The 17,713-nt window shown below is 53.2% G+C and carries 11 protein-coding genes; 7 read left to right on the top strand and 4 right to left on the bottom strand.

Features of this window, described 5'->3' with window-relative positions:
* Positions 1-8: 8 nt before the first annotated feature.
* Genes NDK47_RS26335 through NDK47_RS26320 form a run of 4 tightly spaced genes read right to left on the bottom strand, consistent with a single transcriptional unit; the run spans position 9 to position 3,629 of the window.
* Entirely contained in the window at positions 9-626 is a 618-nt protein-coding gene (locus tag NDK47_RS26335) for a SurA N-terminal domain-containing protein (protein ID WP_251872658.1), read from the bottom strand.
* Positions 627-648: 22 nt separating this feature from the next.
* Positions 649-2,514: an SH3 domain-containing protein gene (locus NDK47_RS26330; RefSeq protein WP_251872657.1), complete on the bottom strand. Its 1,866-nt coding sequence runs from the start codon at positions 2,512-2,514 to the stop codon at positions 649-651.
* 28 nt (positions 2,515-2,542) lie between these two features.
* Positions 2,543-3,484 (bottom strand): C1 domain-containing protein, encoded by a 942-nt coding sequence (locus NDK47_RS26325; RefSeq protein ID WP_251872656.1) that lies wholly within the window; start codon positions 3,482-3,484, stop codon positions 2,543-2,545.
* On the bottom strand, positions 3,426-3,629 hold the full coding sequence (locus NDK47_RS26320; protein WP_251872655.1) for a hypothetical protein: 204 nt from the start codon (positions 3,627-3,629) through the stop codon (positions 3,426-3,428). The genes NDK47_RS26325 and NDK47_RS26320 overlap by 59 nt, the downstream gene beginning before the upstream one ends.
* A 209-nt stretch (positions 3,630-3,838) precedes the next feature.
* Here NDK47_RS26320 and NDK47_RS26315 point away from each other — a divergent pair, with 209 nt between their 5' ends.
* From NDK47_RS26315 to NDK47_RS26285, 7 genes are read left to right on the top strand one after another with little or no spacing between them, the layout of a single operon-like run.
* Positions 3,839-5,632: a vWA domain-containing protein gene (locus tag NDK47_RS26315; protein ID WP_251872654.1), complete on the top strand. Its 1,794-nt coding sequence runs from the start codon at positions 3,839-3,841 to the stop codon at positions 5,630-5,632.
* 12 nt (positions 5,633-5,644) lie between these two features.
* On the top strand, positions 5,645-9,034 hold the full coding sequence (locus NDK47_RS26310; RefSeq protein WP_251876401.1) for a tubulin-like doman-containing protein: 3,390 nt from the start codon (positions 5,645-5,647) through the stop codon (positions 9,032-9,034).
* 55 nt (positions 9,035-9,089) lie between these two features.
* Positions 9,090-11,447: a hypothetical protein gene (locus tag NDK47_RS26305; protein ID WP_251872653.1), complete on the top strand. Its 2,358-nt coding sequence runs from the start codon at positions 9,090-9,092 to the stop codon at positions 11,445-11,447.
* Positions 11,444-12,724 carry a vWA domain-containing protein gene (locus tag NDK47_RS26300; RefSeq protein ID WP_251872652.1) on the top strand — a complete coding sequence of 427 codons (1,281 nt, stop codon included), beginning with the start codon at positions 11,444-11,446 and terminating at the stop codon, positions 12,722-12,724. Before NDK47_RS26305 ends, NDK47_RS26300 begins: the two co-directional genes overlap by 4 nt.
* A 24-nt stretch (positions 12,725-12,748) precedes the next feature.
* Positions 12,749-13,384, top strand: coding sequence for a beta-mannanase (locus NDK47_RS26295; protein WP_251872651.1), 636 nt, complete (start codon positions 12,749-12,751; stop codon positions 13,382-13,384).
* 12 nt (positions 13,385-13,396) lie between these two features.
* Positions 13,397-14,662 (top strand): TRAFAC clade GTPase domain-containing protein, encoded by a 1,266-nt coding sequence (locus NDK47_RS26290; RefSeq protein WP_251872650.1) that lies wholly within the window; start codon positions 13,397-13,399, stop codon positions 14,660-14,662.
* Positions 14,662-17,391 (top strand): GAP1-N2 domain-containing protein, encoded by a 2,730-nt coding sequence (locus NDK47_RS26285; RefSeq protein WP_251872649.1) that lies wholly within the window; start codon positions 14,662-14,664, stop codon positions 17,389-17,391. Before NDK47_RS26290 ends, NDK47_RS26285 begins: the two co-directional genes overlap by 1 nt.
* Positions 17,392-17,713: the final 322 nt, after the last annotated feature.

Here is a 17,713-nt window from a genome sequence, read left to right as displayed (position 1 = left end):
AAGGCGCGCTACATCACTTGCTTTAACTCGATAATTACCTTTTCAAGTTCATCTAACATCCTGTTGTGATACTCTGTTTCAGTTTCATCTTCACGTTTTTCATTCTTATTTTTAAGCTCTTGAACGATGTTCAATCTAACTAATGCTTCTTCATAACCGGCTCTAGAAAATTCGTAAAAAAATTCTTCTTCTGTGATACCAAGTTCTGCGATCATCCCGTCTAATATGTCGTATGTAACGTCTTTAAAACTATCGGCAATATCTTTAATATACGCCTGGATCTCCTCTTCAGACGGGTAAATATTCCGCTCCTTGGCATATTTGGCTACCAATTTTCTTTCTTTTAACTTTTCTATTGCTTGGCTTTCTGTTAATTCGATCCCAAATATTTTAGAATACGCTTTATACATGGCAATTTTTTCTGCAAGCTCGTCTTCGCTGATTTGATCAGGTACATGATCCAGGGTAGTTTTTCTTTTCTTGAATTGGTCTAACGTTTTTTGATAAAGCTTGGCGAACTCAGTTCCCTTAGCAAAGTCACTCAATTTATCGTTTGCGAGTGAATAAGAGAGACTTCCGATTGATAGCACAGCGATAACTGCTAGGAAAACCCAAATCTTCTTCAATAGATATCACCGCCCCTTTATCCTACGGAACGCGATTGATCCAGCCCTTTTTCCCTTCGTATTGAACCTGAAACCAGCCATCTGCCTCGGCAACAACCTTGACGGACCCCTTCGCAGGCCAGGGGATCTGTCCAACCTCGCCGTACTGCTGTCCGGGCCCGGCATACATGGTAATCGTGTTTGGCTCTGTCTGGTTCACGATATCAGGCGGCGGCCCTTCGGCGGGGACATAAGGGGTAGAAGAGCCAGTCTTGTCCGTGCCTCCTTCCGCCTGGGCATGGTCTGAGTTCTGATCGCTGGGGCTGTTCTGCTGAGCATCGCGCGGCCTCTCGTCGTTCCCCGCTTCGGATGGTGGGTCTTGTTCGGCGTTATTCCAGTCCGGTATGCCCTCATCCAGTTTCCCTGCGTACACCAGCCCCTCCTCTTCCAGTCTGTAAGAAGCGATCGTCTTTTCCTCTTCACCAGCGGGATTCCCGATGATGATCTCCTCAGGGCTCTCTGCGGAAAAGCGGTCTCCCTCAATCTCAAACCTTTTGACCAGCGCGGACCGGAGCATGTCGACACGATAGCCGACGTACTGATAGGCACGCTCCCGCCCCTTTGCTTCTAGCAGAATCAGCGGAGCTTCCTTCTGACCAAGCTCCTCGGAGAGGCTAAGGCGGACCGGCTTGCCGGCTGTCCGGATGGGATGCTCCAAATAGCGGACCTCGCCATCTGGCATTTTCGCAGCCAGATAGAGAATGGGATTGTCTTCGTCGGACAGTCCGATGGCGTAAACCTCTGTCCGCCAGAGCTCCTCTCCTGAGCGGACGAACCGGAATGATTTTTCCGGATATTTTTCTCTGAGCAGACGCGTTGGCTCCTGGTCAGCCCAGTTGCTCTCCACGGCGGCGATATAGGTGGTCGTATCCTGCAGCGGACTCAACTGCCGGTACAGCTCGATGGCTTTGTCATAGTCTTGTTTGGCCGCATATTGCTCGGCCTGGCGCATACGCGTGCGCAGGTGCCTGTCGATATCATCCAGCGTGCCTGAATTCCGGGGCAGCACATCTTGAATCTGCCGGTACGATTTTGCCAGCGAAACAAAAGCTTCCACATCATCCTGCCTGATGACGGAGCGCAGCTCTTTGGCCGCGTATCCCTCCAGGAGCGAGACCAGCCAATCCGCTTGCAGGTTCAACCGCTTATAGGTACGGAGGCTGTCAGCCGTGCTTGCCACGACTTCAGAAAAATCGGCGGAATCCGTCCAATCCTTGAATTTCGCCTGATCGTACGAACGGAACAGCCGGGTCAATTCCCTGTTTTTCTTTTCTGCGTCCCCGTAGAATTCATCCGGGATCGCCAGCAGTGTGGCAAAAAAGTGTTCATCCTGGTAGCGCTTTTTCGCCAGGTTTTGCTCCAGGCCGCTCTTCGCCTGCTCCTTTACCTGCAAAAAGTAGTCATCCACCTGTTTCTCCAGGGCAAGGCGGCTGGAGATTTTTTGAAAAAACGAAGAGGATTCAGCGACTTGCTGCTGTTCAACCTTTTTGACCAAAGCGTGATAGCTCTCGTAGACCGACAGCATGCCGGCATCATCGCCAGTCTGACTTGCGGCAGCGGCCTTGCGTGACAGGGCCTCCAGCTCCAGACGGATCGTGGTGAGGGCGGACAGAGACTGACTCCATACCTCGTCTCCGTAGCGGATCGAACTGATTTCATGGGCCCGGGCATAGGTCTCTTCCGCGAGCAGCAAATTGCTTGCCTCATAGTATTTTCTGGCTTTTTCGTATAAGCTCATTTTGTAGACACTCCAACCGATTTTCCAGAAGGATGCGAGCAAGCCGATCACGAAAAAAACCAGGAGGATATTGCGGATCCAAAGCGATTTTCGATAGGAAGAGACAAGCATGTCACCATACTCCTTCACAAAAAAGCCTTTACAAGATACCCTTGAAGTCAGGATCAAAGGAATAGCGTGTCTCAATGAGGCGGGAAGCCGCTTCCCGCAGTTCCGGCCAGTTTTCGTCAGGATGGGCCTGCAGCAGTCTGACGAGACGAAGCAGACGCTCTCGCGGCATGTATTCCAGAGACTCTCGAATGAATTCCTGGTACCGAACCACATACGATTTCATGCGCAATGCAGCACCGGCCGTAAGCCCGATGACGCGCGGACCGTTTTCTTCTAAAATGATATGCCCACGAAAGCGGATGACGTACTCGATCACTGCCTTTTTTAGCAGCCACGGTTTTACTTTCAGCACTTCGCCGAGATATTCGACGAAGTTCTTGTCATAAAAAGAGGGAATCAGGCTCTCCAGCTCCAGCTCCATGTCCTTGCGCAGGACGAAGTGATTGAGGAGCATGATTTTGCATATCTTGACGGCATCGGCATAGAGCAGGTAGCCGACCTCCCTGATTTTCTCATAAGCATCCTTGAAGCGTTCGGCTTCAATATCTTCATTCACTTCTGTCAGATTGCGGCTCAGACCGTTTTTGATCTTGCTTTGTTCTTTGCTGACCAGGTGCATGAAATAATGATTTCGTTCATAGGAGACAAATTTTCTTTGCATCAGAAAATACAGCACCATAGAAACGATACCCCCGCCAACAGCGGCCACAAGCTGCCAGATCGTATCGGCACTGAGGATGGCCAAACAGATCAACAGCCCCACGATCAAAAGCTGTTTCTGCAAATGGCGGCGGGTCAGGATATGCGCGAGCTGGCGCAGCGTGAGAAAGCTGTTTTCCCTGCCGCAGACATCACATTCCTCGTGCCAAAGGGCCGTGTAGGATTCGCAATGCTTGCAATATCTCAAGCGTTCAAAGGCGTGTGCGGTTTTCGGACTTTTCCTGAACTGGACCCCCAGCTTTTTTCTCATTGGAATCCCTCTCGTTATTTAACAAAGTGTGAAGATGCTGGTCAATCTCTGCTTCCGACAAGTTTTTTCGCTTGTGTTTGATCAGCACGATATACCGAAATACCAATACGAGCAGGACAACGGCGAGGATATAGTAGGTAAGCATCGATCATTCCCCCCATTTGGTTTGTCGGATTATGTAACAAAAAATGAAGTAGCCCGTATTACGTTATATAGGTCGGAGGATTCTTTTTCAACAAAGTTAGTGTAGAATATAGTGGTAATCTTGTCATAATCTTACTTGTTTTGCAACACTTCCGAAAACATCGACCTATTATTTTCGACAAAAATCTACATAAGCGGAGGTTCATACAGATGATACGTTTACCGGCACTCTTTCGATACATTCTGAGTCTGTGGCTTCTGCTCGCCCTCGTAACCACGGGAGGAAGCACGGGTTTTGCCCAAAGCGGCGGAGACAAAATGGATGCCGTTTTGGTCGTGGACGTCAGCCATTCGATGTCACAAAGCGACAAAAACGGCGTCAGCCTGGAAGCGATGAAAATGTTTGTGGACATGACTTCGGCACAGGGCAACAAAATCGGAGTCGTCGCTTATACGGACAAAATCGAACGGGAAAAAGCACTGATCAATGTGAATTCCGAGCAGGACAAGAAAGACATCAAAGCGTTCATCGACAGCTTGCAAAAGGGACCGTACACCGACATTGCCGTCGGCGTGGGCGAAGCTGTGAAAATATTGGAAAACGGACAAGACCCGGCTCACGCCCCCATCATCGTGCTGTTGGCCGACGGCAACAATGATCTGAACAAAGCGTCCAAGCGCACGCAGGAGAAGTCCGATGAAGAGCTGAATGAAGCGATACAAACAGCCAAAGACAAAGGATATCCGATCTACACGATCGGGCTGAACGCGGACGGAAAGCTCAACCGAAACCCTTTGCAGCAGATTGCGGCGCAGACGGGCGGCAGGTTTTTTGAAACCAGCACAGCGGACAATTTGCCGCAGATTTTGAGTGAAATCTTTGCCAACCATTCTAAGGTAAAGGTCGTGCCACTGCAAAACTTTACTTCCAACGGACAGTTCCAGGAGGTCCCCATCACCATTCCGAACGGAAGCGTGCTGGAGGCGAATATCTCCATCACTTCGGGCAAAGCAGTCGAGCTGAAGCTGACAGATCCATCAGGAAAAGACGTTGCCATCCCGTCACAGGACATTCTGCTCTCCCGCTCCCGGACATACACCATGCTCAAGCTGATCCAGCCGTCACAGGGCGACTGGAAACTGCAGGTAAAAGGAGCGGAGCGGGACAAAATTGCGGTCAACCTGATTTTCAACTACGATGTGCAGCTTATGCTTGAACCGCTTGCCGCCAAGGCCTTCAAAAAAGGCGATGTCATTTCAATCAAAGCAGCCCTGGTCACCAACGGCCAGCAGTCCGTCAGCCCTGATCTGTATAAAAAGATGAAGGCCAAGCTGATCGTCCAGGAGTCTGGCAGCCAGCAGCCGAGCGAGATCGATCTGACCAATACGGGCAGCGGCTTTGAAGGCAGCTTTACCATACCGGAGGCAAAGCAGTACGAGCTGAAGGTAAAGGCAGAGGACGCCAGCTTTTACCGTGAGACAAAGCCCGTCACGGTAGATGCCTCCAAAGGCGCCGGGACCGGGAGCGGAACGAATCCGCCTCCGATTACGTCTCCTATAACAGAGGAGCCTGGCTCATTTCCCTGGACGGCGGTGATTGTGGGAGCAATTGGCGTGCTTCTGGTTTCCGCAGGAGCGATCTACCTGTTTGCCGCATGGAAAAAGGCCAACAAGGGCTTTACTGGCCAAATCGCGATTGAGATCGTCGATGAGGACACAGGAGAGAAGTCAAACCCGCAGTACAAAAAGCTGAACGCATTTAAAGGAAAAGTGAAGCTGCATCAGCTGCTGCAGCTGGCACCCGAATTCCAGGAGACGGACAAAGTCCTCTTCTTCCCGGGAAAAAACGACACCCTGCTGATCGAAAACCGCTCAGGCTGCCGCGTGGAAAAGGCCGGCCGCGTCCTCGACGCCAGCAAGGGCCGGGAAATGAAGAAGAATGACCGCATCAAGATTTCCCTGACAAGCGTGAACAAATCCGTCTATGTAGACTACATCGTGTAGGAGTGATCGATGATGAAAGCAGTAGTCAGAGAACATATTCAACAGTTGGACGTATCGCTCGGCGGCGGGATTGTCAGCGACAAAATCCGCGTCGATACCATCGACAACCCGATGCTCGTGATCGGTCTCGGGGGTACCGGGATCGACGCGCTGCTGCGCCTGAAGTATCAGGTCAACCGCCGCTTCAAGCTGCCTGTAGACCCGCTCTCCAAAAAGCGGAAAGAAAAGCCGGACAATATCGAATTTCTCGCTTTTGAAACCAACGAGCATGACCGCAACAAAAAATACAAGGGCATCGGACTCGATCCCGTAACGGAGTTTGTGCTGCTGTCCAATCCGGAAATCGGCGGCGTGCTGCAAAACAGAAGCATTCTGGAGCCGTACATCACCGACTGGCTCTCGCCCGAGCTGACTATTACCGATGGTATCAGCGGTGCATCCGGGGTGAGACAGGCCGGACGCTTGCTTCTTTTCACCAAGATTACCCAAGTCGTGCAGACGATTGAGAAAAAAATCAAAACGCTCTCCGAGGGCACGAACAAAAAGCTGATGGTCTTTCTCCTGACGGGTATCTCCGGAGGGACCGGCAGCGGCTGCTTCCTCGACGTCGCTTACATCGTGCGCGGCATCATGGAGCGCGATTTTGGCAGCGGCGGGGTCGACAAGGTGAATACGCTGGGCTATCTGTTTACGCCGGACGTCAATCTGTCCAACAAGAGCCTCAGCTCGCACACCCGCGACTACATCATGAAAAACGGCTACGCCGCACTGAAAGAGCTGGATTACTGGATGAATGCCGACGAGCGCATGGAGCGTTTCCGCCAGCAGTATGGCAACGTCCTGACGGTGCAGTCGCCGATGCCGCCGTTCAACCTCTGCCATCTGATCTCCGCCACCAATCTGGAGGGCAAGGCGCTGGAAAACGCCTATGACTACTGCATGAACGTCACAGCGGAGAACATCACCAACTTTATGGCGAGCGAAGAAAAGCGCTCCGGCGAGGAATTTGCGATTCACGACTATATCAGCAATATCCGCACCAACATCAACCAGATGCCAAAGGCATACGCCGCCAACTATCAGTACAACGTCATCGGCGCCTCATCGGCCGTGCTGCCGATTGAAGAGATGACAACCTATCTGGCCTATCGCCTGTTTAAAAAGATGGAAAAGATGTTTGCCGTCGCTCCGACTCAGGAGGATGCCGAGAAGTTTGCCCGCAAGCTGGGGATCGACGTCGACTCCATTTCCCGGAAATTCGAGGAGCGCGTGCCTGAGCCGCTGCCGGGCTATGAAAACAGCGAACGCCTGAACTACAGCAACGTGATCAGCCAGCAGGTCGTCAGTATCGACCACGAGCTGGAGCAGGGCTACCTGGCCAAAGCACGGGAAGAGTACATCAAGTGCAAAAAGCAGCTTCCGGGCGAGCTGACAGTCGTGTTCGGCGACATGATTACACGCGTCTTCCTGCATCCGCAGCAAGGGCCTTTCTACGCGTCCCGCCTGATTCATTCGGACAAAGGCTACTGCCTGCTGAAAATGATCCAGTCTTACATTGAGACGCTGAAAGTCAATCTGGAGAGCTATCCCCGCGAGATTGAAGGCGCGCGCGACAACGCCAATGAAAAGCTGGGGGATGCCCGCAGCGCGTTTATCTCCAAGGAGAAAAAGAAAAACGCCTACATCGAGGCGAAGATCAACGAGTACCAGATTGTCGCCGACCAGGAAAAGCTGGAGCAGATGATCGAGTTTTACGAAGAGCTGTACCGTCTGCTGAACGACGAGAATAACCGGATTTATAACGTATTTACTGAGATTTTGAATACATTGAACCAGATTTTCGAGAAAAACGGCGACATTCTGATCAACGGCAGTGAGGAAGTAGACCGCACCGGCAACAAAACCTACTACTGGAATATCGTCGGCGTGCCGGATATCGCCAAAGTGATCAACAGCATCATGGAGCAGAAAGAAGCGGAGGATTTGATCCGCGACTTTACCAGTGAGCTGTTGAAGCGCTCCGACCAGTGGGTGAAAGAGCAGGAGCTGGATATCGTCAGCGCCATTTCCGAGTTCCTGTCCGAGAAGTTCGGTGATCTGATCACCAAATCCATGGAGGATTTCCTGGTGATCAAATACGGGCAGGAGGAGACGCTGGACCGGATCGTGGAGCGCAAAATTGCCGGCAAGCTGGATGAAGAAGCCATCCCGGTCTTCCACCTGAGCAATAACCTGGGCAACCTGCACTTCCCGTCCTGGGGCTTCGTATCCGTACCGGTAAAAGCCCCCGGTATTCTGAAAGGGATCAAGAATTACCAGAATACCTCGATCAGCGGCTCACGCTTCACTGTGAAGGAGAGCGAGGTTAAAAACCGCATTTTCTGGCTCAATACCAAAAACGGCATTCCGCTGTTTGTCTATACGCCACTGAAGGTGTACGAAGAAAGCTATGAGCGCACCATTCTGGAAAGAGAAGGGATCGGCCGCCACCTCGTGCAGACGGAGAAGAACAACTGGGCCTACCTGCCCTCGCCGATTCCGGAAAAATCCTGGGGCGATGTGTACAGCAACAACCGCGTCAAGGAATACAATGCACATGTCAGACAGTTGTTTGACCAGGCGCAGCGGTTCGGTTGCATCCGCGAAAAGGGCATGAACAGCCAGACCAGCAGCCGCTATGAGTGCATCATCACGAAGCCGTTTGAGATGAAAGCCTTCCTCGCCGGATACGGACTGGACGGAGAGGCCCAAAAAGCCAGCCCGGGCGAGATCAAGCGCTGTCTCGCTGAGCTGAAAGGCTTCATGAAAGAAGGACTGGAAAAGGATTCAATCCGCGACATCTTCGGCAGTATCAACGAAGAGATGGCCAAGGAAAACCTGATCCGTTATCCGGAACTGATTCGTCTGATGCAGGAGGAAGTGCGCAAATACGCAGCCATCGAAGAGAAGATTGGCGAGCTGGAGGCGATCGTCAATTCGATGCAGGGAGAGGAAGAGCTGCTCAACCTGTTCATCGAGGCTATGTATACCAGCACCATCTGCAAAAAGGGCGCCCTCTACGTATACGACAAGGATGAAGAGGAAGAGGCCTGGGAGCCTTTCGTCAATCTGATGAAGGTAAACAAGCACGCGGAATACGCGATCTATGAGCAACTGCGCAACCTGGAGCCAAAGCGTATGACCAACCTCAAGCGGAAGGCGAGCAAAAGAAGCGATGCGATGACACTCTCTGAGGATACAGCAGCGCTGATCGGCAAACTGGATGAGATCGCCGCCGCCTTCCAGGAAGCGAAAAACGATCTGGAATATGACCGCGACGATTACGTGAACGGCGAAGAGCTTTATCAGTTTTACAAAAAAGTGTGGGCAAAAGTAAACGACATGCGCAAAACGCTGCAATAGAAAGGACACTGGCGGACGAGGACGCCATCACCACACGACGATAGCGGGAGGAAGCATGAGGGATTTGATCGAACAGCTCGCGACGAATTACGCCACGGGATTGCACACACAACTGGATAGCGGAAACGGACAGCGAAGCATACAGAATCCCGTGCTGTTCCTCTTTATCGGGGACGACAGCCTGGAAGCACTCCAGGCTGTTTATTCTAGCAATGAACGGCAGTGGCAAAACCACGGAGGAGTCCTGTATCTACATGCCGGCTCCGCTGATGCGCTGCCGGGTCCGCAGGTATACGGCTGCCCGTTGCCAAGCCTGCAGGCAAGCCGAAAAACCTTGCGGAGCGATCTTTACGATGCGTTTTACGAGGATGAGCCCTTGCGCATCGAAATCAACAAGGTCATGAAGCTGGCAAGCATCCAAATGGCAGAAGCGGGAAGGCACTGCACCTCCGTCCAGCATGTTCATGTGGCAGTTGTGACCCGTGCAGACGATCCGGCCAATGTTTTGGTCCCGGAGCTTACCCTGCTGTTGAAAAGCTATCTTTCCGAGGTATTCAAGCATGTCTCCATGGACTTGTACACCTTGATTCAGGACAAGAGCAGCGGCGAGGAGTTTGGCTTTTCTGCTGCGCTGGGCGTCAGCTTTCTGGAGGAGCTGACCGTGTATCAGCGAAGCGACTACCGGTTCCGAAAACCGCTGCAGGTGACTGAGGATCAGGTCACGCTGGAGGTGGCGCATACCGGCTCCCCGTTGTTTTCGCTGATCTACCTGCTGAGTGACAAAAATGAACGCGGCCTGTTTGCCGAAAATGGTCAGCAGGACAATTATGAACTCATCAGCCATCTGGTTTTGCTGAACAACAAACCGGCCGAGACCGAACTGGGCGAGGGAAACGAGAGCTACAACAAGCATCAGTTCATCCGCAGCATCACGGTGGACAGCGGACATATAGCCTTTGCCACGGCGGGCTACTCCCGGGTGAAGCAGCCGCGCGAAGCAATCGCCCTGACAGTGCTCTCCCATGTGTATGACGACTTGCTCAGGCGTTTAAAGGGAGCAGAGCTTCCTGACCTGACGGAGCTGCTGGAGCCATTGGAGCTTTCCAACCGGCATATTCATCGAAAGGTGCAATCCATTTTGCCGGATGGCGGCAAGCTGGAGGAGATGACCGGCCTGATGGCGACGGGAGTCAGCTATGCCGAGCTGAAAAACATGTCGCTCAAAGAAGCGGAGCAAGTCTTGTTTCAAGGGAGCAGTCAGCATTTTTTTGAAAAGAATTTCACCGAGCCGGCACGCAAAAATCTGGAGGCATTGCAAAGCAAGGGCATGCTTCCGCGGCTTATCAGAGAGGCGATCATCGAAAACCCGCGATTGGGCTTGTATACGGCTTGCCGGCTTACTGCCGGGGCGTCCGGAGCGGAGAAGGACTGCTCGATTCGCGCCGAACTGCTGGCCCGCATCCGGGAAACCACGCGACTGCTGGAGGAGACGAGAGCAGAGTGGGAGGAGCTGTACCGGGAGCGCGTCGAACAGCAGGATTTTAAAAAGGGCGGCTTTTTCACCCGGGAGAAGGATCGCGTGCGAAACTTCATTCGCCATTTTTTCCCGCTGATGTACGGGAAGCGATACGAGCTGTTGGGCCTGGAGATGGAGCTGCAGCTCCTGCGAGATTATGAACAGCAAATCGAAGAGATGCATCGTCAGCTCCAGGAGGAATGGGAGCGGCTGGAGAGTCTGCAAAAGCAACTGCAGGAACTCTCCCGAAAAAGAGTGCAGGAAGCGTCGGATTACCTGGGAAAAAATATCGATCAATACTATGGCGCTGTCGTCAAAGAAGTGATTTCATCGCTGGAAGCGCGGCGAGGCCCCTCCTTTTACTGGGAGGAGCGCCATCTCGGACAGTTATCCAATCTGTTGAAGGACGGGATGGCCGCACTGATCGAGCGGCTCACCCGGCTGTGTCACCAGGAGGTCATGAGCAGTCCCCCGTTCGCCATGGCGTTCGAGGACGAACTGCTGGCCAGGGCCAACGTGACCGTCGCGTACGAGAACAGGGAGGTCCTGACCAAAGAAGAACTGTTCGAGGATCTCTACCGCGCACTGGAAGAGCGTGCCGCGGTGCATATGGAAGTCTTTCATTTTACACAAAAGCATCGGTATGAAGAGAAGTACTTTTTTGCCGACAATCACAGCGAATTTATTCAATATGTTATCGGACTGGATCAAACGGCCCGCACCTGCAAGCAGGGCTATGTGCACGAAGAGGGAAAAGGCGGGATTGAGAAGCTGAACCTGATGGGCGGCTTTACGAAAGAGGATCTGATGTACTACCGCAACAACAAGAAATATTATGACTCCTACGTGGCAAACGGCTTTGTTTTTCACCGCCGGGAAGAGGGGGTATCGATATGAATCAAAAACGCATAAGCATGCAAATGGTCTTGTTTAGCCTGATCGGGGGTCTAATCGGATTTGGAGCAGGAGAATGGATGATGCACGAGCTGTCGGGAAAGCTTCCCGATTGGCTCTTGATCGGCTTGTACATCGGGCAGTTTGCCTTCTTTGTCGGCCTGTTTTGCCTGCTTGCAGAAATGATTTCACCGAGAATCAACGGCATAGGCTGGCGGCAGCGCTACGTTGGTTTTTCCTGGAAAATGCTGGTGCCCGCCACGTTTGTCATGCTGGGAACAGCCGGACTTTTGTTTCAACTGTTGTACGGCTCCGATCTGCAGCGCTCGAGCGGTTCTGATAGCATCGTCATGCTGCTGGATACCTCGGGGAGCATGACGCAGACAGACCCGGACAATCAGCTTTTTGAAGCAGCGGCTGATCTGATCGGCCGGATGGACAACGATATGCGCGTCGCCGTGATCACGTTTAACGACCAGGCCACGGTATTGCAGCCGATGATCTCGCTCAGCAATCCCGCAGACAGACAGGCTGTGATGCAAAAGCTGGAGGATCACGAGGGACCGAGTGGGGGAACCAATATTGAAGCGGCGTTAACCACTGCCCTGGATCTGATCCGGGACCCGGCATCCAAGGCGGGCAACAGCACGGTTGTCCTGATGTCGGATGGTTATAGCAGTGTCAACACAAACCAGGCCCTGTCCCCGTTTCAGCAGATGAAGATACCGATCCATACCGTAGGGATGAGCACGGTAAGCGCCGACGGCACCAATCTGTTGAAGCAGCTTGCTGCGGAGACGCGCGGCACCTACACCGATGTGGTGAACGCAGGACAGCTCTCCAGTGCCTTTGGCCAGATTTACGATTTGAACCGGCAAGACCGCAATCTGCTCGGTGATCGGGTCGGACCAGACAGGGACAGCCTGCTGTATGCGGCAGAACGCGTGCTGATGATGACCGTCATCGGAACGCTGCTGGGACTTGCGCTCGGACTTATTTTTGATAACAAGCATGTGGCAAAAAGCTTTTCGATCGGAGGAGCAGTCGCCGGTATCCTGGCGGGGCTGGTGCTGGAAGCCGGATTTGCTTCCACAGACCTGCCCGGGGTTCTGCTGCGGTTGCTGGCCGATCTTGTGCTGGCTGCGGTTCTGACCTTGTTTGCGGTCACCATCCCGGCTTCGGCGAGCGGCCAGTCTGACAGAGGGAGCTTTTCCAGACGAAGATACTCGCCGACGGAAAGTCTGGATGCCGGATCATCCGGTTCGAAGAGATTCAATTAGTCTTACGTGGGAGCATGATGCCAGATGATCGAAATGGAAGAAACGGACCGTCGACTGATCAAGGATGTCACCTGCCAGCTGCAGGGGAGCGATTGTGTCATCAACTGGCATTGGCCGGATTCAGTCCCCTGCGTCTACGTGCACAAGTCGCCGTTTGATGCGCCGTTCGATCCCCTCCTGCTGACACCCCGGGATGTAAAGCTGTACACCCGGGAGGAATACAAGGTTAACCGGGGCTATCGGGAGCCGGCGGAAGGGATCGGCCGTTATACCTATCGCATCTTTCCCTGCGAGCTGCGCGGCGGCAAGCCTATCATGCTGCTTCCGCAGGGAGATTCGCATATCGGCCACATCAGCACAGGAAAAGCGAAAATCTACTACTCCGTAAAAAGCAAGAAAAGCTGGTTTCGCCCGTATCAATCGATCCAGATCCGGATCTTTTCAGAGCTGCCGCTCTCCAAAGACGTACTCTGCTACGTCAAAAAGGAAGGCTCCTATCCCGCAAACAAAGAGGACGGCACCCAGTATGCGTTCATCCGCGACCTGGAGCCGGGTACGAATCTGATGCCGGAGATCGAGATCGGAAAAAACGACTTTATCCGGCTATTTTTTACCGATGGAAAAAAATACGGGGAACTCTACGAACTGATTCCCGAATAGGAGGGAACGGAGATGCTCACGTTTTTCAAAAACATGTTTGAAAAGAAGCCGCCGCAAAAGGAAAGGCTTCCGTTTTACGATATCGTCTGTCCGTACTGCTTTGCCAAATATTCGCCGGAGCAAGTCGTGTTCCGTGCTGCCCATCATCGCGAAGAGGATGAGGATTACGCGCTGCAGGAAGACGTCATTTTGAACCAATACCGAAACAAGTTCGGTCTGGATGACATCGAGGAAATCGAGGCCGTGATCGACCCGGAGACGATTCCCTACGAAAACCGGATCGTGGTGGACAATGTGCTGGTCGGTGTCACGGACAAATACGGCGTCGTCACCAAACGCAGGCTCTGCCCCAAATGCCACAACGAGCTGCCGATTACAGCAGGGAAGGCGCCGAGCAATATTATCTCCATCGTCGGTGCCTCGCAGGTGGGCAAGTCTGTTTATATGACCTCGCTCATCCACACCCTGCAAAATACCACGGCGAACCATTTCAATGCCGCCTGCATGCCGCTCAACGCTCAAATCAGCCGCAAATTCCGGGAAAACTACGAGTCTCCCTTGTTCGAACGCGGACAATTGCTCGATTCCACGCAGAAAGAGAAGCGGCAGGAGCCGTTCATCTTTCAATTCATCTTCAAGGACAATGAACGGGCCCCGCTGATTCTCGTTTTCTTTGACGTCGCGGGCGAGGGCATGGTGGATCGGGAGTATCTGGAGATCTATGCGGCTCACGTGAAAAACTCCTCCGGCATTCTGTTCCTGGTCGATCCGCTGCAAATCAGGACGATTCGCGACAAGATTCAGCTTCAAGTCGGGGATGAGCCGGGAGAATTTACGGCCAAGTATGATGAACCCCGTGAGGTTGTGATCACTATGTTTGAAAACTTCATCGGGTACGAACAGGAGAGCAAGACGCATATCCCGACGGCTGTGGTCCTGACCAAGAGCGACATGCTGCACATGCTGAAGGAAGAGGATAGCGAGTACATCAAGTCCAACAGCAATGTGTTCCGCAACTTTGTCCATGAAGAGTACCTGAATCTGTCCGAGTTTGAAAACATCAACGGAGAGATTCGGCGGTTTATCGAAAAAGTGGATCGTCCGTTCAAAGACGCACTGGAGGTCTATTTTACCAATACCGCCTTTTTTGCCGTATCGGCACTGGGCAGCAATCCGGTCAATCAAAAGGTGAGCGGCGTCGTCACGCCTGTCCGGGTCGATGAGCCGTTTATCTGGCTCCTGCATCAACTGGATTACATCGAGGGGAGAGAGCGATAGTGACGCGGGATTTGATCGGGCAACAGTACTACACACGCGGGCGGCAGGGGATTTTTCGCACCAACGAAGGCTATGATACCGTCGCCAGATCACCGGGTCTGGATCACTCGTTTATCAAAAAGAGCCTCCATCCCTTTTGTGTATACGACGCACCCCGCGAGCTTCAGGAGCGGGAAGCAGATCGCAGCGAGTACCCGGAGGCGCTGGTCAGTTTTCGCGCCGAGACGGGAGAGCTGGTCATCGGCAGAAGCGTGTACGCCGGTGCGGATTTTACGGGACAGCGAAACACATTTTTTTCGCATAATTACGTGATCCCTGCCCATCGCCGGGACGAATTTTGCCAAAACCCTCGCAAGATTTTCGGGATTGCCGATTTTGCGCAGTCTCATCACGAGGAACAGGGAAAAGAGCTTCCAGCCCTGGAAGACATCCCTTTTCAAAGAGAAGGCATCACGGACAAAAGACAGGCTTTGGCCCGCTTGGGAGTAAGCGAGCAGACGTTCAAGCAACTGCTCTATGCAGTCATGGTGTCGCTCTCTGCCAAGAAGAAGGTGTTTGTCACCCTCAACGGCGAGATTGGCGAGGCAGCGGCGTCAGCCAAAACACTGATGGAAATCCTCTACGGCTGCCTCCCTTACGAAATGCGCAGGCACGTCGGCTTTTTGACGCACAGCAGCGAGCCGCAAAGCAAAAAGCACATCCATATCACGTTTGTGCAAAAGGGCAGCATCCGGCCAGGGAACAGCCACATCGACAAGGAGTTTCTGTTCGACTTTCCCAACCAGCGCTTCTGGAATGCTGAACTACAGGAAGGCGAGCATGAATATCTCAATTTCGCCTGGGAGTACCTGCATGAGCCGCGGATTTTGGCGGAGTTCTTTCAGTTTGCGGAAGAGGTGCTGGAGGGGGATGGGGGCGCGCTGGGCTTGCGTCTCGCCACCTACTATGAGCTGTGCTCGCTGTATATGATTGAAAAAGGAAGAATGAATGTTTATGAACGGAACCGGGCGGCGATTTGGCAGGTTCTCCTGAACTATCTGGAAAACAGCGGATTGACCAATAAAAAACGATTGTCTGAGCTGCTTGCCGCTCTGTTTCGCGAGGAAAAGCAAGCCGTCGCAGCCAGAGTGCTGCCGACCACCGAGCTGGCCCGGCTGATTATCCAATCTGGCGGTGTCGTCGAGGGACGGGGCCGGCAATCAGAGCTGGTGCTGTATCTGATGGACGTTCTCCTCAAGGGGCGCATTCTGAAGGAGCAGAGCTACGTGGACGAGGTGTACAAGCATTTGGCGGCCCGTCCAAAGCTTTTTTCACTCGTGATGAACACAGCGCTGCGGCATGAGCAATTCGCCGCGCCTCTGTTTGAGGAATATCTGAAAAAGCGGCTGGAGCTTGCGCTTCGCATCGAGGATGTCCTGAAGGAGATCGATTATTGGGCCGAACATGTGCCGGAAGCGCTGCGTCACGCGTTTTTCCAGAAGGCGACGCGGGAAAAGCTGCTCGCCCAGTTCAGAGGGAGCGGGCAGAAGATCGATGCAGCCCTGCAGATTCACCGCTTTTTTGAGCAATGGTCCAAGAGCGATGCCTACGCGGAGGAAACCCTGGATGAGCTCGACCGCAGTCTGCTGAAATACGCCAATCTAGAGACCCTCTCCCGCGAGGAGTTCGCGGAAATCGTCCTGCTGCTGGAGGATAAGCCGCAAACCTTTGCCCGCGGACTTGATCTGGAAAGCAGGGAGACGTATGACCTGCTCATGAATCTGGCTGCAATCGAGCAGGCTGGCGACTTGTCCTCGCCGGAAGAGTTTTTCCGTTCCTTTGATCAGCAGGATCGGAACAAGCTGCAGCGGCTGCTGCGAAAGCTGCTCGGTCAAAAGCTGGACCAAAAGAGTTATCCCAAGATATGGCTCGCATTTTATGAGGCGGAATCCCTCGGTATCCAGCAGACCTCGTTTGATCAGATGATCGCTTTTGTCGGGGAGCGAGGCGGAGAGGAGGCAGTCCTTCCGTTTATCCGCTGGACGCTTTCCGAGCGGAGCTTTTTCGAGGGGAAATTCCTGGCTCCGGCCTATCGCTCTGCGTTGAAACGCTATTTTCTGGAGGACAACGGCAGCCGACTGCGCAAAAAAGAGTGGCGAAAACAGTGGTACGCACTGAGAAACGCGGAGTTCCGGAAGATTCTTGATGAGGTGCGGTACGAGACGTCTAACGGTCTGGTTCGGCTGTTTCGCCGGCATACCGGGATCATGGTGCTCAGCACGGTGCTGATCGTGGCAGGATGCTCGGTCGGCGGCTTCATGCTCTTTGCGTCCAAACAAGCAAACCCCGCTGTGGACCAAAACGGAAATCCTCTGCCAGGCAACGATTCAACGGTCCCGGGAACAGGCGTTTCGGAGCCCGGTTCCGAGCAGCCAGGTGACAGCACGGAACCACCTGTCCGGATTTATGGCCCGTTTTTGCCTGGAACCCACCCACTTCCTGGGGATGAAGCGGAAAGCGGGGGAGCTGGAACCAGCACCGACGGCGTAGATGCCAGTGGAAGCAATGGCGGTCAAAGCGGAGATAGCGGAAAAGACGGTAATAACGGAAGTAATGGAAATAACGGAAGTAACGGAAAAGATGGAAAAGACGGAAAAGACGGCAATACCGGAAATAACGGCAATACCGGTAACGGTAATAGCAGTGGGGGCAGCACGCCAGGAGCGGGGACACCTGCTGATAAGACATAATACAGACTCCGGCGATGAGAAAAGCCAGCTTCACCTCCTACGGACCCGCCCACGACGTCCGCAACAACGCCGTGAGCGGGAAGAGCAACAACGCCGGCAATAATTTCAACAACAACACAGCCAGCGCCTGCTGCACCAACAACAGCATAAGGTTCCCAACAACACAGCCAACACCTGCTGCACCAACAACAGCACCCGGTTCACAACAACACGGTTGGCCTCCGCCACGCTAGAACCAGCGGCACCCGTCCACTCTCTGAGCTGGACAGGACATAAGCTTTCGTAGCTGCACCTAAAGAACACACGCAGACAGAGTGCTATA

The organism is Brevibacillus ruminantium (assembly GCF_023746555.1).
GTDB lineage: Bacteria > Bacillota > Bacilli > Brevibacillales > Brevibacillaceae > Brevibacillus > Brevibacillus ruminantium.
This window is presented reverse-complemented; position numbering and strand designations above follow the sequence as displayed.

What these genes read in the sequence shown, in the direction of transcription:
- NDK47_RS26330 (WP_251872657.1), bottom strand. Translation starts at nt 2,514, where the DNA reads ATGCTTGTCTCTTCCTATCGAAAATCGCTTTGGATCCGCAATATCCTC.
- NDK47_RS26325 (WP_251872656.1), bottom strand. Translation starts at nt 3,484, where the DNA reads ATGAGAAAAAAGCTGGGGGTCCAGTTCAGGAAAAGTCCGAAAACCGCA.
- NDK47_RS26320 (WP_251872655.1), bottom strand. Translation starts at nt 3,629, where the DNA reads ATGCTTACCTACTATATCCTCGCCGTTGTCCTGCTCGTATTGGTATTT.
- NDK47_RS26315 (WP_251872654.1), top strand. Translation starts at nt 3,839, where the DNA reads ATGATACGTTTACCGGCACTCTTTCGATACATTCTGAGTCTGTGGCTT.
- NDK47_RS26310 (WP_251876401.1), top strand. Translation starts at nt 5,645, where the DNA reads ATGAAAGCAGTAGTCAGAGAACATATTCAACAGTTGGACGTATCGCTC.
- NDK47_RS26305 (WP_251872653.1), top strand. Translation starts at nt 9,090, where the DNA reads ATGAGGGATTTGATCGAACAGCTCGCGACGAATTACGCCACGGGATTG.
- NDK47_RS26300 (WP_251872652.1), top strand. Translation starts at nt 11,444, where the DNA reads ATGAATCAAAAACGCATAAGCATGCAAATGGTCTTGTTTAGCCTGATC.
- NDK47_RS26295 (WP_251872651.1), top strand. Translation starts at nt 12,749, where the DNA reads ATGATCGAAATGGAAGAAACGGACCGTCGACTGATCAAGGATGTCACC.
- NDK47_RS26290 (WP_251872650.1), top strand. Translation starts at nt 13,397, where the DNA reads ATGCTCACGTTTTTCAAAAACATGTTTGAAAAGAAGCCGCCGCAAAAG.